Consider the following 21,362-nt stretch of genomic DNA (forward strand, 5'->3'; position numbering starts at 1 on the left):
GGTTATTCATTATAATTGAGGTATCCATTTAACTCATGTAAAACAATACGATTGGAGATATATAGGTCAGTATTATTTACTACGGATATTGATCTTCCCTTTTTATCCACAATACGCAAATTCTGAGGTGCATTGTTAATACCTACAATCTGGGACTGATCATTTTCATCTTTCATCATGGTTATCGCGGATAGAATTTCACGATTACCATCCGGCGCAAGATTGACATTACTAAGCATATGGTACAGGATAAAGCGTTCGACCTTGACCCGCTCTGCTAGATCAGCAGTTAACGGATTAGCCGGTAACAACCCGTCATCTATAGCCTGTTGAACGGCATCATTATTGGGCATCAAAAATGTGTAAGAAGATCCTGAAGACACCCCTTTTATTGTTAAATCTGCTGCTACGTAAAGCGTCGAGTTTATTAAGTAATCCCTGAAACGACCTAGCTCGGGATTTTGTGATACAATTCGCTGAATAGCCTGTCCTGAGGATTCTCCAGAAAATTCTAATAGGTTGTCAACATAATAGATACGACCGTTGTTACCGAATTTTGCCGAACCCACGATTTGTACGGGCTGATTCAGTAATTCATTGCCAGCGGCGTACAGTTTTCCGTTACTCCACTTTATATATTCACCAGGAATGGAATTATCACCAGCCTGGATAAAGCCACTTGTGTTTGCAATGTTACCCAGTTCATTATTTGGCGTCTCCACGATATGACTATATAGGATTCTTTGGAGACGTGGTTCTGCAACACTATGCCCCTGTACGTTTCCGTTACGATCTCTCCATGTCCATGAACTGATTCGGTCATCGTATAAATAGCCCAACTGGCTCAACAATCTATCTGAGAACAGAAACACAGTAAATTCTTTATCGGGATTAATAATTAGTCGTCGATATTCCTTATTTAACAAATTCAACATCAGAGAATAGGCGGGATCCAAAACGATATGCCTATACACAGTATTGAATAGATCCGATTCTTGCATCTTGGAAGTACCGTATAAAAAGCCGTTGCTTAGTATCTTTTTATCGGATATATCACTTAATTGAAAGCGGGCCGGCTCTTCATGAATATTTGTTTTTTCGGCGAATTGACTCGGCCATACGGCACTTTGCCAAAACAGCGTATTGACAAAATCGGCCAGCACAGTCTTCGGTACATTGCCTAAGGTTTTATAATGCTCTAATAGCACATTTCTGACCCAAGGAATAAGTACGTCATTCTTAGGAATAAATAGCGTATAGGCGTCCATCTGTCCATCGTTATCCTCCATCTTTAGGTAGTTCTCGTTATTGGGAGAGAAAGCCAACATCGGGTCGTATGTTTTAATATACACCTGCGCGGTTTGGCCCGTGCGGTATTCGTAGGTTTTACTCGCTGCCGCATTGGGCTGGTATGTTACAAAGTACGGATTTAGAATCGAATCCCTGAAGAAACTGTAATCGTCATTTTGAGTGATGTATTGATCTAAGCTGAGTTGTGGTAAATTCACCGCATCCACTTCGTGAATAATGCCGTTTTCCGCAATGATATTTGCCTTTACAACCTTAGACCCCATAAAGTTAAAATCGGTCCAGTTCACATTTGGATGGAAAAACGTATAGTCGCTAGCCGTTAGGTTATTTAATGCCGCATATTTAGAGTGAAAATAGGTTACATATTTGTTATTATTATCGCCGTCGACATAATAAGGTGTTCCAAATGAAACCGTCATGTTATTACGGTTGGAAGCTGCGACAACTAATTCCTGTTCCACGCCATTGATTTTTACGACTTCTTTACGGAAACCGTCATAGTATGCCGTTCGTCTCCGAAAGGCCATCCCTTCTACCCATCCTAAATTGGATTGATAGTCGGAAATACGATCTGTCTTGAAGGCATTATACACCAATGCATTGCGCACAATTTTCTCTGCCATCTCTACAGAAATGGCTTCAATATCGGCAATGCCCTGTTCGGTTAAAAAACGTTTAACAGCCTCATCATTAGGCGCAAAAAATGTCCAATAGCCCGCTTGGTTTAGGGTTTCTTGATAGCCCGCTTTATCGATGAGCTTCAGAATCATTGAAAATCTCCCTTCCTCTTGCAACTTGGAATAGATGGCAGACTCAAGCCAATCCGGACGGCCATAAAATTCGTCGAATGCCGCTTTTCGACAACTGGAGATCGTTAAGAACAAGAGTAACCAGCAAAGGGAATACTTGTTAAAAAGCATAAACATAGTTTATTGGGTTAGTTAAAATTTAATTCTATTACAATTGGCAGCTCAAAAAAATATAGTTGTCAGCAAAACAATTAAAACGTATCAGCAAAAATTTGTTATTGATGAAATAATCTATCAATTGGTTTAAACAAATGTAACATATACCCCACACTCCCGCAACCTGCGCTATCCTGACAAAAACCTATATAAAGAGGATAAAATACTACAACATCAAAAACACAGCCGCTGAAACTGTAGCTAAAAGCATTTATTAAGGATAAAGCGACGTTTAGAAACTTAAATTAAAGTTCAAATAAAAACTTCCAATTGCAGTTGTAATTGGAAGTTTTCTCTATTTATTAACCTAATTTCCATCCGGTTTAACCACGGAATTTTTACCGCTGAGCGGCCAGAACCAATCTTGGAATGGATCGGGATGCGCTGGATCGTAGCCTTTGAAATCAATCAAATATTCTCTTAGTCCAATATCGTTCGAAACAATTCCCTGCAATACCATCTTCGCGATCTGATATGCACCATACGTGTTAAAATGGGTATTGTCTTGCAGGGCTTCTACCTGGCCGGGGAAGGTATTAGCGGGATAGTGCACCAGCGCATTTTTTGATCCTTCTACACCTAAAGCGGTGTAAAAGACAGATGTCATCGCATTCAGATCGATTAGAGGTACCTGTAGCGCTGCTGCAACCTTGCGCGCTGCATCCGGAAAATCCCCTAGGGTATGTATCAGCTTACCATCCGCATCGAAAGATCGTCGGGCTGTCGACGTGACAATAACTGGCACTCCTCCCTTGGATCTAAACTCATTTACGAAAAGACGTAATCGCTCGGAATAGGATTTATAGGCTCCGGCATTTTCTCCCTGCTCCTTCTGATCATTATGACCAAATTCGACAAATAAATAGTCGCCGGGTTTGACAATGGATAGAATCTTTTCCAGCCTACGCGAAGAGAGAAAAGATTCTAATGCCAGTCCAGATTCGGCATGATTGGCAACGGCGACATGTGTATCGAAAAAACGTGGAATCATCTGCCCCCAGGATGCCCAGGGCTCATCTTCCTGATTGACAACTGTAGAGTTTCCGGCTAAGAATACGGTGACCACATCGTTTACTTTTTCAATTCGAATGCGTTCGATGTGATTTTCACCCTGAAATTCCAACGTCAATTTATTATCCCAGTCTAACTTTTCGACCTCTCTCGGTTTCTTTAGTCCGACGACTCTACCTGCACTGATCTCGGGGTTCTTAATGTGCACCACAAAAGAACGTTGGAGTCCGGTCTGATGGTCTATTTTTTCATGTTCCAACTGTAGGCGTTTGGACTCAGATCGTACCGTACTGCTATAGACCTTACCGATATTCTTGTAGGTTATCGTTACTTTATAATTGCCTTCCGGCACTTGTGCCGAAAAATAAAAAGGCTTATTGCTGGATAGGTATCCTTTCTTATTCTTAACTATGGTTACACTGCCCTCTGTCCCCAGGTCAAACCCATATCCTTTCTTAGAATCATAAACAAGCGGATGCTTAATGGTAATCTGTGACCTGCTTTTCTTGGAAAATGAAAAATCCATTAGCACCTCCTCGGTGCGCGCAAAGCTGCTTTGGATACAGATTATAAGCAACAGGCTTATCGCACTTCGGGTAGTTGTTAAATTCATGAGATGTCAAGGAATTAATAGCGGATTATTTGGTTCATTGTTAAGTACGAAAATAGTGGGTTAATTTGATTTCCGCAACCTGAGCCGTCCTGACCGCCCACTCAACGCAAAAAAGCGTACAGTTGGGTATACTGCACGCTTAAAAAGTGTTATAATTGCACCTCACATTCGCAAGGACGAAGATCTCAGGATCTACCTCTAAAATAGCGCAGTTCTATAATATCATTTGGAATGGGGTGACTGTTCCAATGCTGGTGTATGACTAAAGCGGCGCCTATTGCGGTAGCTTGCGCCATGGAAGCTGCATAGACTTCGGCATCGGTAAATTCCCGTGCCAGCAAAGTCATGTAAATGTTGTTCTTACTGAAGCCGCCGTCTACAAATATTCTTTTTACACCTTGTGCCGAAAGGATCAGGCGGGTGGATTCCACCTGCGCATTCACTAAGTCGATCACGAGTCCATGATAGGCCTCTGCGACGTGTGCATACTGGCTTAAGTCTCTTTTGGAAAAGGTATCGAGACTTGTAGACGAATTTTCTTCTTTTAGCTTATCGATGATCGACCAATCGATTTCGATGCTTTTAAATCGAGCGGTTGTTGTATTAAAGTGTTCTGCAATCCGCTTGGTCTGCACTTCGTGTTCGTAACCTGCAAATAAGCGGGAAGCTTTGACTGGTGTACCCGCATAGGTTAGGTAAAATAGGCAATCTTTGTCCAACTGCTCTTTGGTCAGCGGACTATCGTTAAACGGATTGAGTGAAATACACCATGTGCCTGTCGATATAAGGACAAAGGGCTCATGGAAATTAAGCAGATACGGAATCAACGCCGAAGAACTATCGTGCAAGCCGACACCTACCTTGTAGGTGCTACCAGGAAAGGTAGCTGGAAAAACCTCATCTCCCTGAACAATAGGCGCTAGTTTTTGTGTAATTCCGGTATCTTTTACCCATTGGTGGTAATCTTTGGCATCAAAATCCCACAATGCGGTATGACAGCCTATGCTGGTCATATCCGAATACATCTGTCCGGAAACTAAAAAACTCAGATACTGGGGTAAATGTACGGCGTATTTCATTTGCTCAAATACGTCGGGCTTCTCGTTTTTGATGCGATATACCTGCAGGCCAGAATTGAGACTGCCTAATGAAGGGGAAGCCGTTGTTAATGAAAACTGTTCAGCTCCCCCATACTTTACATGAAGGTCTTTCTCTAATTCCTGAGGATATTGTTTAAGGTAATTATAGAGTGGCGTAAGTGGGTGTCCGCTGTCATTGAGGTACACAAAACTTGCGCCATATGATGTAAAATTGATGGCCTTGATATCGAATTCGGTACGTCGAAAGACTTCGTGCAGCGAGTCGAAAACGGAAAGCCTTAAGCTTTCCAGATTCTCACAAGGATCACCATCTTCATCTTCTGTTTCTAAAAAGCGGGCCGATTTCTCAAATACAATCTGATAATGTTCGTTGAATAAAAAAAGTTTCTTATTGGTCTTACCTACATCAAAAATTGCAACAACCGGAATGCCCATGATAAATTAAAAAGTGAAAATTAAAAATATTAAAAACTGCTATAAACCTGTAGCGACGGAGTTGCTACCCCGTTCTTCTATCAATTTTGTTCTGACAGATATGTCTTCAAATAATCCTACTGGATTCAAAGCGCCCCCACTACGTAGTCTGGCCTCGGCAACGATCGAGCGTACATCTGTACGGAAAACACCTTGTAATATTTCCTGTGCTTTTACCACATCATTAGCTTGCTGCGCCGCTTTTAATGCGTTACGATCTACCATCAATGCTTGTGTATACGCTATCTTGATCGCTTCTACGGATTGTAATAGATCTACCAAAGGATCTTTTAAGTTGTGTGAAGCATCAATCATCCAGCCCAGTCCGGTTGCGTGGTCTATTCCAGCAGCATCCATCCCGTCAACGAGTTCATTGAAAATTAAAAACAACTGATATGGTTTGATACTACCTGCTGTCAAATCGTCGTCGGCATACTTGCTGTCGTTAAAATGGAACCCGGCTAATTTGCCTTCCATCAATAAAAGGGAAACGATTTGTTCAATATTTGCGTTGGGCAGATGGTGCCCTAAGTCGACAAGAGTATAGGCTTTATCTCCCAATTTGTTCGCCAGCAATAACGATTGTCCCCAATCGGCAATGGTCGTAGAATAAAAATTGGGTTCAAATGCTTTGTATTCTACAAACATTTTCCAGTCTTCTGGGAGATGTTTGTAGATTTCTCTTAGACTTTCCAAGGTGTTCTGGAATGCTTCCCTGAAATTCAATTGTCCGGGGAAAGAAGAACCATCGGCTAACCATACGGTAAGTGCTTTGGATCCTAGTGCAATACCATGTTTGATCACTTCTATATTGTGATCAACGGCCTGCTTTCTTACATTCGGATCTACATGCTGTAAGGATCCAAATTTGTAACTGTATTCTTGTCCCGGTTGATCCTGGAAAGTATTCGAATTAACGGCATCAAACACCAAATCATACGATGCTGCAAGGTCTTTTATGTTGTCGGCATCTTTTGGGATATCCCACGGTATATGCAATGAGATCGCGCCACTTGATTTATTTAATGCGTGCAACAAACCTACGTCTTCGATTTTCTGTTCTAATGAAGAAGGTTCGCCTTTGCCTGTAAAGCGTCCGAATCGTGTGCCACCGGTACCCAAGGCCCAACTAGGGATAGCAATCTGGAATTTCTGTACCTTTTCCAAAAGTGCTTCTACATCGGAAACATCCTCGGAAATATAATTAAAAGCGCGGCGATGTTTCGCATCTAGCTTTTGGTTATGTTGATCTATTACTTGTTGTTCTATTCTCATCTTTCAAAGTAAAAAATAAAAAGTAAAAACTGTACTCTTTCGAATTAAAAGTTAAAAACGTATACTTTCTATTGGTAAATAAAGGCGTTGGAAAATGTAAAAACGATTCCCAACACCTTAAACAAACAAAAATGAATTATCTTGTAAATGCCATGGCTACACCGCCATCGACATTCAATACGTTTCCTGTTGATTTATTTAGCAGACCTCCTGTAAAGGCAAAACATGCATTCGCGATATCGTCTGGCAAAATGATTTCATTCAACAAGGTACGCTTCGCATAATATGCAGGAAGCTCTTCAACCGTAACGCCATATGCCTTTGCACGGCCTTCTGCCCATCCGCCAGCCCAGATATTACTGTCTGAAATCACGGCGTCTGGATTTACTACGTTAACCCGAATGCTTGCGGCGCCCAATTCGGCCGCATTTAATCTACTCAGGTGTAACTGCGCCGCTTTTGCGCTACCGTATCCGGCATTATTTGGACCACTGACGAGTGCATTTTTACTGACGATATTAATAATATCACCGCCGACTCCTTGTGCTTTCATGGTACGTGTAGCAGCTTGAGTCACTAAAAATTGACCTTTAACCAACACATCATATAATAAATCCCAATCTTTTTGGGTATGGTCTTCGATCGTTTTGGAAATAGATAGACCCGCGTTATTCACAATAATATCGACCCCACCGAATGCCAATGCTGACTTGTCGAGGGCTTTTACAATCTGTTCTTCATTGGTTACATCCAGTACTGCGGTAGTAACTGCATCTTTTCCAAAGACTCCGATAAATTCTTCCTCTGCTGAAGCCAATCGCTCGGCATTCATATCATTCAGAATTACAACGGCACCTTCACTAGCAAATTTCTTTGCAATCGCTTTACCGATACCACCAGCACTACCTGTGACTAAAGCAATTTTTCCAGATAACGCCTTTGGCTTTGGCATACGTTGCAATTTAGCTTCTTCCAACAACCAATACTCGATATTAAATGCTTCTTGCCGCGGCAACGAAGTATATTCACTGACGGCTTCGGAGCCCTTCATCACATTAATGGCATTGGTGTAAAATTCGGCTGCTACGCGTGCAGTTTGTTTATCTTTAGCAAAAGCAAACATACCCACACCTGGGTACAGGATAATTACCGGATTCTTATCACGGATAGCAGGACTATTGTCGTGCTTGCATGTTTCGTAGTAATTGGTATACATCTCCCGGTAATCTTCGAAAAGAGGAAGAAGTTTGGCTTTGATAGCCTCTGCATCACTTAAGTCTTCTCCTTTGTCTAGATTTAAGATCAAAGGTTGAATCTTGGTCCTTAAAAAATGATCCGGACAGCTTGTTCCTAACGGTGCTAAACGCTCTAGGTCATTGGAGTTAATATATTCCAGTACTTTATCATCGTCTGCAAAATGCCCGATCATATGGCGTTCGCTAGAGCAGAATCCTCTTAAAATAGGAGCTAATTTAGCGGCCTGTTGTTTACGGTCATCTGCAGCAAGGCTCTCTACTTTTTGTCCACCAAATACTGGGCGCTTTTTACCGTAATTCTGTTCTAAATATTCTGCACAGGTCTCGATAACATCCAAGGAATTTAGATAGCTTTCGTAAGCGGTATCGCCCCAGGTAAACAAGCCGTGTGACCCCAACATAATTCCACGGATTCCGGGATTCTGATCAAGACAGTCGCGCAATTGCAATCCAAGATCAAAACCTGGCTTTTGCCAATCTACCCATCCGATTGTTCCGTTGAATAAATCCTGCGTGATCTGCTTACCGTCCTTTGCCGCAGCAATAGCTATGGCTGCATCGGGATGCAAATGGTCAATATGTTTGAACGGCAAAAATCCGTGCAACGGTGTATCGATAGAAGGAGCTTTGGAACTTAGATCGAAGATACAATGGTTGAACAATTCGACCATTTCGTCTTCGTGTTCGATACCTCTATATACTTTTTCAAGATCGCGTAAACGATCAACATATAATGCGGCAAGACCTGACTTTTTTAATGTTCCGATATCTCCTCCTGATCCCTTGATCCACATCACTTCTACAGCTGCCCCGGTTAAAGGATCCTTATCTAGGAGCTTACATGAGGTATTACCACCGCCATAGTTAGTGATTCTCAGGTCGGATCCCAATAGATTGGAACGGTATAACAATAACGCAACTTCGTCCCCTTCAAGCGATTTTGCCTTTTGTTCGTCCCACAAGTAATTTACGTGTTTATATGTTTTCACACCAATATAATTTTAAAAGTTATTATTCTAATGTTTTCGCAAATCCAACAATACAGATGGATAAAATAATGATGGCAATACCAGCGATGATGGAGCGGTAGGTAGCCTTACTCACGCCTTTCCATTCTTTCAGGAATATCCCCCATGCATTTGAAATCAAAATGATAAATGCCATATGTAGAATCCATGAACTTGCGCCGTTTCCTAATCTACTTTCACCCATACCGTAGAAGAAAAACTGCAAATACCAAGTTGTACCCGCTAAGGCACACAGCAAGAAATTCTTACCCAATGGAGCCGACGATTTCTTATAATCTGAGAATGTCTTATTTTTCGCCAAAAGATACAGGCACCAAATAAAGTTTGTCGTAAATCCACCCCATAAAATCACGATATAGGTGACATTATTCTGGTACAGAAACTCACCATCATTGGGGTTTGCTGCCTTCCAAAGTTGATTGGCCACATCTGCCATAGGCTTGCCCGATTCAATTCCAAAATTAAAACAGGCACTCAGTATTCCTGAGATAATAGCTACGGTAATACCCAGCCCAAATTTATATTCTAACTGCACTTCACCAGAAAGGTTGGCGAGGCCTCTCTCTTTTAGTACACCGGCTTTTCCACAGAGGTAAATTCCCACGATACAGACCAATAAACCGACCATCACACAGATCCCCGCATTGGTGGTAAAGAAATAATCTATACCGTGCTTTCCATCGGCCTTGTTAAAAAAATAATAAATCGCAGGCATGAGGGAACCAAAAACCATACTTAGGCCTAAAATCACACTGCTTCCTAAGGAAACGCCGAGATAACGCACACCCAGTCCATAGGTAAGTCCTCCAATACCCCATAGCAAGCCAAATAAAAAGGTATATCCCAAAATACTTGAATCTGTATTCTGGATAATCTCTACAAAATTCGGGATCGTTAAATACGCAGCAATTGGCGGTACGATGATCCAAGAAAATAACCCTCCAAGAATCCACATGGCCTCCCAAGACCAGTCTTTGACTTTCTTATAAGGTACATAGAAGCTCCCTGATGCAAACCCCCCGATAAAATGAAAAATTACTCCTGCTATTGCGTTCATAAATTATTTAATATAATGTAGATTTATAAATGTGTCCCAAGATAAAACAGTCTGCCCATACAACTGTTATGAACTGTCATGTCTTGTTAGGGAATCCAGATACGCTTTTTCTAAAATACGAAAGCCCTTTTTTAGGGCTTTGCACTGAGTAATAAGCGAATAAAAAGAAAGGGTTAAAACTTTTCGGATTTCTCCTTTTTGTTGTTGTTTGCACTTTCTATTGACTCGATGATTTTGCCGTTTATTTTGAAATTAGAGAAAACAACGTTTTCTGTGTAATTGCTCTGAATAGGAACATCGACTCCATTAATTGACGAATTAATGACCGTAAAATTGGTTATTGGAGACTCTTTATAGGCATCTATCAAAACACCAAATTTTCCGCCTTTTTCGACTTGTAGATTCTCTATCCATACATTTTTAATTTGTGGAAGGTGGTCGCCGGGATTCTCGTAGAACATATTAAAGCGAATAGCGGCCTCTTTATATGTACCGACCTTAATATTTCTGACATATAAGCCGTCTATTGTTCCTCCTCTTAGTGAGCTTGTCTTCAATCGGATAACACGATCTAGCTCTGGGCTATCCATCTGAAGATTTTGCGCGAATATATTTTTTGCGCCTCCCGAAATTTCACTTCCGATCACTATACCGCCATGGCCATCTTTCATGATACAATTTTCTATAATAATATTTTCGGCTGGAACTGCTACATCCCGTCCGTCTTCATTGCGTCCGGATTTTATAGCAATGCAATCATCGCCCGTATCAAAATAACAGCCTGTTATGAGTACGTTTTTACTAGCTTCGGGATCACAACCGTCATTATTAGGACCGTGGGTAATGATCTTCACATCGCGTACGATAACATTTTCACACAACACGGGATTGAGGTTCCAAAAAGGCGCATTGTTGATAGTAACATCGGCTATGACTATATTCTTCGATTGATAAGGTTGAATGAATGGAGGTCTCAAGAAACCTCCCTCTCCATATATACGTTGCTCCACCGGCACACGGTCTTTCACCTGTTGTGTTAGTTGCTTCACAGAGGCCAATTGACTGTCCATTCCATCGACCCAACCGTATTCTTTTTTTGCCTTCCACGGCCACCAATGCGCATTATCAGCATTACCATCTAATATTCCATTTCCGGTTATGGCAATATTCTCCACCTGATAGGCATAGATAAGGGGTGAATAGTTCATCAGATCCATACCCTCCCACCTGGATCTTACCATTGGCAAATAGTCTTGTGGATTACGGCTGAATATAATTTTAGACCCGTCTTCAAAATGCAGATTTACATTGGATTTCAAATGGATGGCTCCGCTTAAAAAGACACCTTTTGGAACCACCACTTTTCCGCCGCCATTTTCAGAACAGCGTGTGATGAGGTCATTGATGATAGCGGTATTCATAAATACACCATCACCTTTGGCACCATAATCAGTTATTAAATAGGCTTTATTTGCAAAAGTAGGTGCTACAATTAAAGCTCTAATACTGTCTAATTTCGTCCAAGGATCACTATCATGCTGTTGTGAACAAGCTTGCAACGAAAAAACAAAAAGAGCGAGAAAGAGTAGCGGAAAAAATCGATTCATAACGGATAAATTTATTGACACGGTTTATGTTTAAAGTGCCTAAAATATGGAAAAATTTGGACAGTCAATGTATATGTAAAAAAATAAACGTCTATTCCACAAGTTTTCCTTTCGTACTACGTCTCACTTGATCTAGGGTTACCCCAGCATGCAGTTCAACGATTTTGAAGCCACCGTGAGGTAATACATCAAAAACTCCTAACTCGGTTACGATTTTCTTTACACATTTAGTACCTGTTAGCGGCAACGTGCAGGCGGAGAGTAATTTGGACTCACCTGCTTTATTTACATGCTGCATCGCTACAATAATATTTGCGGCACTGGCAACAAGGTCCATTGCACCTCCCATGCCTTTTACCATCTTACCGGGAATCTTCCAATTGGCGATGTCGCCCTGTTCGGAAACTTCCATGGCCCCCAAAATAGTAAGATCAATTTTACGCGAGCGAATCATACCGAAGCTCATCGCCGAATCAAAGAAAACAGAACCGGGCAAAGTGGTAATGGTTTGCTTGCCTGCATTGATGTAATCCGCATCCTCGTCTCCTTCATATGGGAACGGGCCCATACCTAACAAACCATTCTCACTTTGTAAGACTACGTTGATGTCATCTGAAATATAATTGGCTACCAGGGTTGGGATACCGATACCCAAATTTACATAATAACCGTCTTGTATTTCTGCGGCAATACGTTTGGCAATTCCATATTTATCTAGCATAATTTTAGTCTTTTGATCTGAAAGTTCGCTGCTCTATTCGCTTCTCATAATTTTCGCCTTGAAAAATCCGGTGCACGTATATTCCGGGTGTATGAATAAAATTAGGATCTAATACGCCGGGCTCTACCAGTTCTTCTACTTCGGCAATGGTAACCTTACCGCACATGGCCATTGCATGGTTAAAATTCTGCGCCGTTCCCCTATATACTAAGTTACCCATACGATCGCCCTTCCAGGCTTTTACCAGTGCAAAATCCGGCTCGAATGCGTATTCCATTAAATATTCCTTTTCTACGCCGTGGAATTTAAATGTACGGACTTCTTTACCTTCGGCCACTTCTGTACCGACACCTGCGGGCGTATATACCACAGGAAGACCATACCCCCCTGCCATCAAACGTGTGGCTAAGGTTCCTTGGGGAACCAGCTCTACTTCCAACTCGCCACTCAACATCTGCCGTTCAAATTCTGCATTCTCACCGACATAGGAAGCGATCATTTTTTTGATCTGTTTACGTCCAAGCAAAAGTCCTAATCCAAAATCATCTACCCCAGCATTATTACTGATACAGGTTAATTCCTTAAGGTTCTCCGCTATCAACGCAGCAATAAGATTTTCCGGAATGCCACACAATCCAAATCCCCCAACAGCGATTGTCATTCCACTGCTAACCCCTCGTATTGCTTCGAATGCATTTAAAACACTTTTATCTACCATGGTTTATAAGGATTTATCCTTTTTGGTTCTACCTAATATCGTATTTTATTTGGAGCTATGCAATATATTTTCAAAATTTATGTTACATTTAAATAAATACACTATTTATCTATGCTAAAATTTATACATGCACTCACGTTTCTTTTGTTCATTTCATCTGCTTTTGGGCAAAAAATCAATCTTCAAGAGGCCTTGACAAAAAGCTCCATCGACAGTCAATTCTATTATCTTAATATACTCTCACGTTCGCAGGATGCGGATTTTAAAATCATACGTAAAACCAACTTAGAGCGTGTACGTCAAAACACGCGCGATACGCTGAAGACATTACGTACGGAAATCCAGAACTTGAAACAATCGAGTTCGTCTTCTGTATCTGCCAACCAACAACTAACAGACAGTGTGCAAAATCTGCAGACGCGGTTGGATGCCGAAAAATTAAAAACAGACAGTATATCCTTCTTTGGTATCGACTTCTCAAAAAGCGGATACCATACCCTTGTTTGGATCTTGATCATCGTACTTGCCGTAGCATTAATAGCGACACTCTTTGCTTTCCGTACAGCAAAGGTAGATACTGTAGCTTCTAAAAGGAACGCTGAAGAATTTCAAGAGGAACTGCATGCGTACAAAAAGAAAGCATTGGAAAAAGAACAGCAGTTAAAAAGACAGCTACTTGATGAACAACTAAAAAGAAACTCTTAATTTAATCGGGGGTTTCTCTATTATTAAATACGCAAAGTCGCAGACTCGAGATTGAGCAAATAAGCGGTTTAAAAAAAAACATTCATTTATTTAATGAAGAAGTTTTGCTTTTAGAATGATAAAACTTATTTTTGCATTCCAAAATACAGATCGAATAATCTGTAATTAAATAGATTAATAAATTTTAGTCCCTATAATATGCCCAATATTGGTAAAATAGCACAGATTATCGGCCCAGTGGTTGACGTCAACTTTGCCGACAATGAAAATCTTCCTAAGATTTATGATGCATTGTACATTGAGAAAGATAATGGACAACGTGTCGTTTTAGAAGTTCAACAACACTTAGGCGAAGAACGTGTTCGTACAATTGCCATGGACGCAACCGAAGGTTTGGTACGTGGAATGAAAGTAGTAGATACTGGTGCTCCTATTAAAATGCCTATTGGCGAAGAAATCAAAGGTCGTGTATTCAACGTAGTTGGTGACCCTATTGATGGTATTCGTGCATTGGACAAAACGAATGGCCGCTCTATTCACAATGTACCGCCAAGATTTGAAGATCTTTCTACTGAATCTGAAATTCTTTTTACAGGTATCAAGGTTATTGATTTATTAGAACCTTACGCTAAAGGTGGTAAAATCGGTTTATTCGGTGGTGCTGGGGTAGGTAAAACGGTATTAATCCAAGAGTTAATCAACAATATTGCAAAAGGTCACGGTGGTCTTTCTGTATTTGCAGGTGTGGGAGAGCGTACACGTGAAGGTAATGACTTATTACGTGAAATGCTGGAATCTGGCATTATTAAATATGGTGAGCATTTCATGGAAGGCATGGAAAAGGGCGAATGGCCTTTGGACACCGTAGATCAGGAATTGTTGAAAGAGTCTAAATGTACTTTTGTCTTTGGTCAGATGAATGAGCCTCCAGGTGCACGTGCTCGCGTTGCTCTATCTGGATTGACAATTGCGGAATATTTCCGTGATGGCGATGGCGAAGGACAGGGTCGTGATGTATTATTCTTCATCGATAATATCTTCCGTTTTACACAAGCGGGTTCTGAGGTGTCGGCTCTTTTAGGTCGTATGCCTTCAGCCGTAGGTTACCAACCAACATTGGCTACAGAAATGGGACTCATGCAGGAGCGTATTACTTCAACTAAAAACGGATCTATTACTTCGGTACAAGCGGTATATGTGCCTGCCGATGACTTAACTGACCCTGCACCAGCGACAACGTTCGCTCACTTGGACGCAACGACAGTATTGTCTCGTAAGATTGCAGAGTTAGGTATTTATCCTGCGGTAGACCCTTTGGATTCTACTTCCCGGATTTTATCGCCAGCAGTTTTAGGACATGAGCATTATAATACGGCACAACGCGTAAAAGAAATCTTACAACGCTATAAAGAGCTTCAGGATATTATTGCCATATTAGGTATGGATGAGTTATCCGAAGAAGATAAATTAACGGTATCGCGCGCACGTCGTGTTCAACGGTTCTTATCTCAACCTTTCCATGTTGCTGAGCAATTTACAGGTTTGAAAGGTGTATTAGTAGATATCAAAGACACGATCAAAGGTTTCAACATGATCATCGACGGAGAGGTAGATGAATACCCTGAAGCAGCTTTCAACTTGGTGGGTAATATAGAGGAAGCAATCGAAAAAGGTAAAAAATTATTAGCAGAAGCAGTTTAATTAGATAGGAGACATTAGATAGGAGATAATAGACAGCAGAATCTCATATCTACTTTGAAAGCTAAGCGTTCTCAAATCTCACATCTCAAATCTTGTATCTAAAAAAATGAAATTAACAATTATTACTCCAGACAGATTAGCATACGAAGGCGAAGTAACTGCGGTTACGGTTCCGGGTTCTGCAGGGTCTTTTCAAATTTTAAAGGACCACGCGGCTATTGTGTCTACATTAGACGACGGTAAGGTCATTGTCAAAAAAGGTAATGATGAACAAGTGATCATTATTAAAGGTGGCGTGGTAGAAGTAAAGGACAACAATATCATCGTTTTGGCAGAAGGAATTGTGCAAGACTAATAAAAAATAACACGAGATAAACAGCCCTTAAGACTTCAAGTTTTAAGGGCTGTTTTTTTTATAGTTTTTTTGATAAAAAACTAATTTCAAGAAGAATTTTGACTTTTTGTCCCTTTTCTTACAACTTCGAAAAATATACCGATTTTAATTCTAGTCTACAGGTAAACGAATTTAAATTTGTATATTTAAATAAAATCAATATTTAATTTCAAAAAAGTTATAAAATCAAAATAAAAAACTTTTTAAAAATAATATGAATAGCTATTGTAAAGAATCTTAATTCGAGCTAACTTAACAATGTTATAATTTTGATTGACATAAGAGTTTTTGGGGAGGAACTTTTCATCACATAGAAATCAGAAAAAATGCAGTACTACAATCAGAACACTTTAATTTATTTAAATGGCGAGTTTGTGAAAGCTCATGGTGCTGTCGTTGATCTATTTGGTCAATCACTTCATTATGGATACGGAGCATTTGAGGGTCTCCGGTCATACAGTACACACAATGGCACACGGATATTCAAAGCTGAAGAACATTTTGAGCGTTTAGAAAAATCCTGTAATGCCATCAATCTTCCCTATTCTTGGAATAATAGGATGTTGATCGAAAAAACATATGAGCTATTGGCGGCGAATAATTTAAGATCCGCTTACATCAGACCATTGGTTTTTTCCGGTTCCAATATGCATTTGATGACATCCACCGATGCAAATATAATGATAGCTGCATGGGAATGGGGACCATACTTAGGTCAGAATTTATTAAAAGTAAACATTTCCAGTATCGAGCGTCCTAACCCAAAGTCGTTTCGCGTAGATGCCAAGATATCGGGACAATACATTAATTCTATCATGGCTACCAGTGAAGCCATCAATAATGGTTTTGATGAAGCTTTACTCTTAGATCAAGATGGTTGTGTGGCGCAGGCTTCTAGTGAGAATATCTTTATAGAAAAGGATTTCAAAATCTATACCCCCCCCCTGGAAAATATTTTTCCGGGAATTACCCGTCAGACGGTTATTGATATCTGTAAAGATCTGAACTTTGAAATCATCGAGAAAAAACTAACGATAGATGATGTCTATCAGGCCGACAGTGCTTTTCTAAGTGGTACAGCGGCCGAGATCATCGGTGTAAAACAAGTCGATCATGTTATATATAAAGAACATTGGGAAAACACGATAGGAGCATCTATCCAAAGAAAATATAAAAATTTAGTATTAGAGCAAGAGAATTATGAAGTCATCATCTGACAGTACAAACGTATTAAACAAATATAGCCGCATTTTTACACAAGACAAAACACAACCGGCAGCCAAAGCTATGCTGTACGGCATCGGATTGACCGATGCGGATATGGAAAAAGCGCAAGTGGGCATTGCAAGTATGGGTTACGATGGAAACACCTGCAACATGCATTTGAACGATTTGGCACAGGTTGTAAAAAAGGGTGTATGGTCGAATGATCTGGTGGGTTTAACTTTCGGCACCATCGGTGTCAGTGATGGGATGAGCAATGGTACAGATGGTATGCGCTATTCATTAGTATCACGCGATGTAATCGCAGATAGTATAGAAACGATCTGCGGTGGTCAATACTATGATGGCTTAATAGCTATTCCGGGTTGTGATAAAAATATGCCGGGAGCTATTATAGCAATGGGCCGTTTGAATCGCCCTGCTATTATGGTATATGGCGGCACGATTGCTCCCGGTCACTATAAAGGAGAGGAATTAAATATTGTATCTGCTTTTGAAGCATTGGGTAAAAAAATTGCAGGCACAATTTCGGATGAAGATTACGACGGTGTAATCAGACATACCTGCCCCGGGGCAGGTGCATGTGGAGGTATGTATACGGCTAATACAATGGCTTCCGCTATAGAAGCGTTGGGAATGAGCTTACCTTACTCCTCTTCCAATCCGGCAGTGTCTACAGAAAAACAGAACGAATGTCTTGAAGCGGGAAAATACATCAAAATCCTTTTAGAAAAAGATATCAAACCGTCTGATATCATGACACGGAAAGCTTTTGAAAATGCGATTCGTACTATCGTCATATTAGGAGGTTCCACAAATGCTGTGTTACATTTTATTGCTATCGGCAAGTCCGTGGGTGTGGACATTACACAGGATGATTTCCAACGGATGTCGGATGAAACTCCAGTATTAGCGGATTTCAAGCCATCCGGTAAATATTTAATGCAGGATTTACATCAATATGGTGGTGTACCTGCTGTATTGCGTTATCTACTAGACGAGGGTTTGTTACACGGGGATTGCTTAACGGTAACGGGCAAAACACTTGCTGAAAATTTAGAAAATGTAAAATCGGTGATTGACTATAACCAACCTATTATTCAAAAATTGGACAACCCGATTAAGGCTACGGGGCATTTGCAGATTCTATACGGTAATCTAGCAGAAAAAGGTTCTGTTGCGAAAATATCAGGTAAAGAAGGGGAGAAATTCAGCGGTCCTGCTCGTGTATTTGATGGCGAACATGATTTAGTAGCAGGTGTTTCATCAGGCAGAATTAAACCGGGCGATGTTGTCGTAATCAAGAATGAAGGCCCTAAAGGAGCTCCCGGAATGCCTGAAATGTTGAAACCTACAGCTTTAATTATCGGTGCGGGGCTAGGCAAGTCTATTGCCTTAATTACCGACGGTCGTTTCTCGGGTGGTACCCACGGTTTCGTAGTAGGACACATCACTCCGGAAGCTTATGAAGGCGGGCTGATCGGGTTGGTAAAGGATGACGATATTATCGAAATCGATGCTGTAAATAATACACTGAACCTAAAAGTGTCGGACGAAGAGATTGCTAACCGTCGCGCTACATGGACACAACCTGCGTTAAAAGTAACAAAGGGTGTATTGTATAAATACGCAAAAACTGTCGCAGATGCGGCACAGGGGTGTGTGACGGATTTGTAATCAGACATGAGATAGGTAGACGTGAGATGTTAGACAATTTTATAACGCCTATCAAAACGGTAAGATTATCAATTTATGTACTATTAAATAGAAAATAGAGAGGTTAGACATATCTCAAATCTAACTTCTCAAATCTAATATCTAAATACTAAGAAAATGAGTACACTGGAAAAAACGGAAAAGGAACAAGCTGCTCCCGCTACAATACAACAATTGAGCGGTTCGCAAGCGGTTTTAGAGGCCTTGATCCACGAGGGGGTAGATACCATTTTTGGATATCCGGGTGGCGCTATTATGCCAATCTATGATGCATTGTATGATTACAATGATAAGTTAACCCATATTCTCGTGCGCCACGAACAGGGAGGAATCCATGCGGCACAGGGCTATGCACGAACATCAGGCCGTGTGGGTGTCGCTTTTGCAACAAGCGGTCCCGGTGCTACCAACTTAGTAACCGGCCTAGCTGATGCTATGATTGATAGCAACCCTATCGTCTGCATTACCGGTCAGGTCTTCGCTTCCCTACTCGGAACCGATGCTTTCCAAGAGACGGATGTTATTAATATTACGACACCTGTTACAAAATGGAACTACCAGGTGACGGATGCCACCGAAATTCCCAGTGTATTGGCAAAGGCCTTCTATATCGCGAGTACAGGGCGACCAGGTCCCGTATTAATCGATATTACTAAAAATGCACAATTACAACTATTCGATTATCATGGATACGAATTCTGTAATCATATCCGTAGCTATAGGCCTAAACCTATTGTCCGTAACGAATATGTTGAACAAGCAGCCCAATTGATCAATGAGGCGAAAAAGCCATTTGTGATTTTCGGCCAAGGGATTATCTTAGGGAAGGCAGAGCAGGAATTTAAAACCTTCATCGAAAAAGGGGGATTCCCTGCTGCCACAACCGTAATGGGACTGAGTGCACTAGAGACAGATCACCCGCAACATGTGGGCATGCTGGGTATGCATGGAAACTATGCACCTAATGTCATGACCAATGAGTGCGATGTGCTAATTGCCATCGGTATGCGATTCGACGATCGGGTTACTGGACGTCTCGACAAATATGCGAAACAAGCTAAAGTGGTTCATTTGGATATAGACCCTGCTGAGATCGATAAAAATGTAAAAGCCACAGTACCGGTTTGGGGAGATTGCAAGGAAACCTTACCGCTTTTGACAGACTTAATAAAAAGAGTGGATCACAGCAAATGGTTGCAACAATTCCGCGAACTCGAAAAAGAGGAAATTAAAGAGGTGATCTACGATGAACTTAACCCAACGAGTGAGGTGCTTACCATGGGTGAGGTTATTAACGTATTGAACGAGCTAACCGGAGGTAATGCAGTAATCGTTACCGATGTCGGTCAGCATCAAATGGTGACCTGTCGCTATGCTAAATTCAATTCGTCCAACTCCAATGTTACTTCAGGAGGATTAGGAACAATGGGATTCGGCTTACCTGCAGCTATTGGCGCTTGGTATGGTGCTCCGAAGCGCGACGTAGTTGCCATCATCGGAGATGGTGGTATACAAATGACCATTCAGGAATTAGGAACAATTATGCAATTTGGCGCTAAGGTCAAAATCCTAATTCTAAACAATGAGTTCTTAGGTATGGTGCGTCAATGGCAACAGCTCTTCCACGACAAGCGTTACTCTTTTGTAAATATTACGAGCCCAGACTTTGTCGCAGTGGCAAAAGGGTATTACATTGACGGAAATAAAATTTCGGAACGAAAAGATCTACGTGATGCGCTAAAAACGATGTTAGATCACGATGGCTCGTACCTGCTGGAGGTAATGGTAGGTAAGGAAAACAACGTATTCCCTATGGTGGCACAAGGCACGTCCGTATCGGAAATTAGATTGAAGTAAAAATGGAAAAACAAGAATATACCATCACTTTATATACAGAGAACTCTATTGGTATGATAGGACGTATCTCTGGGATTTTTTCTAGACGTAAAATCAACATCGAGAGTTTAAACACCTCCCCTTCTGAGGTGGAGGGTATCCACCGCTTTACGATTTTAATTACAGAATCCGAAGAGGTCGTGCGTAAGCTATGTCGTCAGATTGAAAAACAGGTGGAAGTATTAAAAGCCTATTTCAATACAAATGACGAACTGATCTGGCAAGAACAAGCCTTATACAAGGTACCGGCACATGTGATTGCGGAGAAGGCCTATGTCGAGCGGCTATTGCGCCAATACGGTGCGAACGTAGTCGTAATCCGTAATGACTATATCGTTTTTGAAACAGCAGGTCACCGTGAAGAGATCGATAGATTGACAGAGGAACTAGGAAAATATAATCTCATCGAATTTGTACGAGGTGCACGTATAGCGATTATTAAAGAAAGCGCTGGTTTCCACTCCAAATTGATTCAATTTGAGAAAACAGAGCCATCGCAGGAAATTGTAGAAAACGAATTCCTTGATCAACAAGACAATGTTTTTACAATGTAAAAAGGGTTAAAGAACAAGGATTGATGGAATAACGAT

At 41.0% G+C, this 21,362-nt stretch carries 16 protein-coding genes; 7 read left to right on the forward strand and 9 right to left on the reverse strand.

The window, feature by feature from the left end; genetic code table 11:
* Positions 1–2: 2 nt before the first annotated feature.
* The 9 genes from FAZ15_RS04615 to FAZ15_RS04655 form a co-directional block, all read right to left on the reverse strand.
* On the reverse strand, positions 3–2,231 hold the full coding sequence (locus tag FAZ15_RS04615) for a fasciclin domain-containing protein (protein WP_162304876.1): 2,229 nt from the start codon (positions 2,229–2,231) through the stop codon (positions 3–5).
* A gap of 352 nt (positions 2,232–2,583) precedes the next feature.
* Positions 2,584–3,900: a rhamnogalacturonan acetylesterase gene (locus tag FAZ15_RS04620; RefSeq protein WP_136900162.1), complete on the reverse strand. Its 1,317-nt coding sequence runs from the start codon at positions 3,898–3,900 to the stop codon at positions 2,584–2,586.
* Between the two features lie 185 nt (positions 3,901–4,085).
* A complete protein-coding gene (locus tag FAZ15_RS04625; protein ID WP_202912318.1) occupies positions 4,086–5,435 on the reverse strand; it encodes an FGGY-family carbohydrate kinase in 1,350 nt (449 codons plus the stop codon).
* A gap of 39 nt (positions 5,436–5,474) precedes the next feature.
* Positions 5,475–6,749, reverse strand: coding sequence for a TIM barrel protein (locus tag FAZ15_RS04630; RefSeq protein WP_136900164.1), 1,275 nt, complete (start codon positions 6,747–6,749; stop codon positions 5,475–5,477).
* 136 nt (positions 6,750–6,885) lie between these two features.
* A complete protein-coding gene (locus FAZ15_RS04635) occupies positions 6,886–8,994 on the reverse strand; it encodes a bifunctional aldolase/short-chain dehydrogenase (RefSeq protein ID WP_136900165.1) in 2,109 nt (702 codons plus the stop codon).
* A gap of 22 nt (positions 8,995–9,016) precedes the next feature.
* Positions 9,017–10,090: an L-rhamnose/proton symporter RhaT gene (rhaT, locus tag FAZ15_RS04640; protein ID WP_136900166.1), complete on the reverse strand. Its 1,074-nt coding sequence runs from the start codon at positions 10,088–10,090 to the stop codon at positions 9,017–9,019.
* A 173-nt stretch (positions 10,091–10,263) separates the two neighbouring features.
* A complete protein-coding gene (locus tag FAZ15_RS04645; protein ID WP_136900167.1) occupies positions 10,264–11,697 on the reverse strand; it encodes a glycoside hydrolase family 28 protein in 1,434 nt (477 codons plus the stop codon).
* Positions 11,698–11,788: 91 nt separating this feature from the next.
* The gene (locus FAZ15_RS04650) at positions 11,789–12,418 is read right to left on the reverse strand and encodes a 3-oxoacid CoA-transferase subunit B (protein ID WP_136900168.1); all 630 of its coding nucleotides are present in this window, start codon (positions 12,416–12,418) and stop codon (positions 11,789–11,791) included.
* 4 nt (positions 12,419–12,422) lie between these two features.
* Entirely contained in the window at positions 12,423–13,136 is a 714-nt protein-coding gene (locus FAZ15_RS04655; RefSeq protein ID WP_136900169.1) for a CoA transferase subunit A, read from the reverse strand.
* A 111-nt stretch (positions 13,137–13,247) separates the two neighbouring features.
* Here FAZ15_RS04655 and FAZ15_RS04660 point away from each other — a divergent pair, with 111 nt between their 5' ends.
* The 7 genes from FAZ15_RS04660 to ilvN all read left to right on the forward strand — a co-directional run bounded on the left by FAZ15_RS04660 (position 13,248) and on the right by ilvN (position 21,326).
* The gene (locus FAZ15_RS04660) at positions 13,248–13,841 is read left to right on the forward strand and encodes a hypothetical protein (RefSeq protein ID WP_136900170.1); all 594 of its coding nucleotides are present in this window, start codon (positions 13,248–13,250) and stop codon (positions 13,839–13,841) included.
* 198 nt (positions 13,842–14,039) lie between these two features.
* The gene (gene atpD, locus FAZ15_RS04665; RefSeq protein ID WP_136900171.1) at positions 14,040–15,542 is read left to right on the forward strand and encodes a F0F1 ATP synthase subunit beta; all 1,503 of its coding nucleotides are present in this window, start codon (positions 14,040–14,042) and stop codon (positions 15,540–15,542) included.
* Between the two features lie 106 nt (positions 15,543–15,648).
* Positions 15,649–15,897 carry an ATP synthase F1 subunit epsilon gene (atpC, locus tag FAZ15_RS04670; protein WP_136900172.1) on the forward strand — a complete coding sequence of 83 codons (249 nt, stop codon included), beginning with the start codon at positions 15,649–15,651 and terminating at the stop codon, positions 15,895–15,897.
* A 365-nt stretch (positions 15,898–16,262) separates the two neighbouring features.
* On the forward strand, positions 16,263–17,153 hold the full coding sequence (locus FAZ15_RS04675) for a branched-chain amino acid transaminase (protein WP_136900173.1): 891 nt from the start codon (positions 16,263–16,265) through the stop codon (positions 17,151–17,153).
* The gene (gene ilvD, locus FAZ15_RS04680; protein ID WP_136900174.1) at positions 17,137–18,837 is read left to right on the forward strand and encodes a dihydroxy-acid dehydratase; all 1,701 of its coding nucleotides are present in this window, start codon (positions 17,137–17,139) and stop codon (positions 18,835–18,837) included. The genes FAZ15_RS04675 and ilvD overlap by 17 nt, the downstream gene beginning before the upstream one ends.
* Before the next feature lie 156 nt (positions 18,838–18,993).
* Positions 18,994–20,733, forward strand: coding sequence for a biosynthetic-type acetolactate synthase large subunit (ilvB, locus tag FAZ15_RS04685; protein ID WP_136900175.1), 1,740 nt, complete (start codon positions 18,994–18,996; stop codon positions 20,731–20,733).
* A 2-nt stretch (positions 20,734–20,735) separates the two neighbouring features.
* Positions 20,736–21,326: an acetolactate synthase small subunit gene (gene ilvN / locus FAZ15_RS04690; RefSeq protein WP_136900176.1), complete on the forward strand. Its 591-nt coding sequence runs from the start codon at positions 20,736–20,738 to the stop codon at positions 21,324–21,326.
* The last annotated feature ends 36 nt before the right edge of the window (positions 21,327–21,362 follow it).

Source organism: Sphingobacterium olei (assembly GCF_005048855.1).
GTDB classification, from domain to species: domain Bacteria; phylum Bacteroidota; class Bacteroidia; order Sphingobacteriales; family Sphingobacteriaceae; genus Sphingobacterium; species Sphingobacterium olei.

What these genes read in the sequence shown, in the direction of transcription:
- FAZ15_RS04630 (WP_136900164.1), bottom strand. Translation starts at nt 6,749, where the DNA reads ATGAGAATAGAACAACAAGTAATAGATCAACATAACCAAAAGCTAGAT.
- FAZ15_RS04625 (WP_202912318.1), bottom strand. Translation starts at nt 5,435, where the DNA reads ATGGGCATTCCGGTTGTTGCAATTTTTGATGTAGGTAAGACCAATAAG.
- FAZ15_RS04660 (WP_136900170.1), top strand. Translation starts at nt 13,248, where the DNA reads ATGCTAAAATTTATACATGCACTCACGTTTCTTTTGTTCATTTCATCT.
- rhaT (WP_136900166.1), bottom strand. Translation starts at nt 10,090, where the DNA reads ATGAACGCAATAGCAGGAGTAATTTTTCATTTTATCGGGGGGTTTGCA.
- atpD (WP_136900171.1), top strand. Translation starts at nt 14,040, where the DNA reads ATGCCCAATATTGGTAAAATAGCACAGATTATCGGCCCAGTGGTTGAC.
- FAZ15_RS04620 (WP_136900162.1), bottom strand. Translation starts at nt 3,900, where the DNA reads ATGAATTTAACAACTACCCGAAGTGCGATAAGCCTGTTGCTTATAATC.
- ilvD (WP_136900174.1), top strand. Translation starts at nt 17,137, where the DNA reads ATGAAGTCATCATCTGACAGTACAAACGTATTAAACAAATATAGCCGC.
- ilvN (WP_136900176.1), top strand. Translation starts at nt 20,736, where the DNA reads ATGGAAAAACAAGAATATACCATCACTTTATATACAGAGAACTCTATT.
- FAZ15_RS04615 (WP_162304876.1), bottom strand. Translation starts at nt 2,231, where the DNA reads ATGCTTTTTAACAAGTATTCCCTTTGCTGGTTACTCTTGTTCTTAACG.
- atpC (WP_136900172.1), top strand. Translation starts at nt 15,649, where the DNA reads ATGAAATTAACAATTATTACTCCAGACAGATTAGCATACGAAGGCGAA.
- ilvB (WP_136900175.1), top strand. Translation starts at nt 18,994, where the DNA reads ATGAGTACACTGGAAAAAACGGAAAAGGAACAAGCTGCTCCCGCTACA.
- FAZ15_RS04675 (WP_136900173.1), top strand. Translation starts at nt 16,263, where the DNA reads ATGCAGTACTACAATCAGAACACTTTAATTTATTTAAATGGCGAGTTT.
- FAZ15_RS04650 (WP_136900168.1), bottom strand. Translation starts at nt 12,418, where the DNA reads ATGCTAGATAAATATGGAATTGCCAAACGTATTGCCGCAGAAATACAA.
- FAZ15_RS04645 (WP_136900167.1), bottom strand. Translation starts at nt 11,697, where the DNA reads ATGAATCGATTTTTTCCGCTACTCTTTCTCGCTCTTTTTGTTTTTTCG.
- FAZ15_RS04655 (WP_136900169.1), bottom strand. Translation starts at nt 13,136, where the DNA reads ATGGTAGATAAAAGTGTTTTAAATGCATTCGAAGCAATACGAGGGGTT.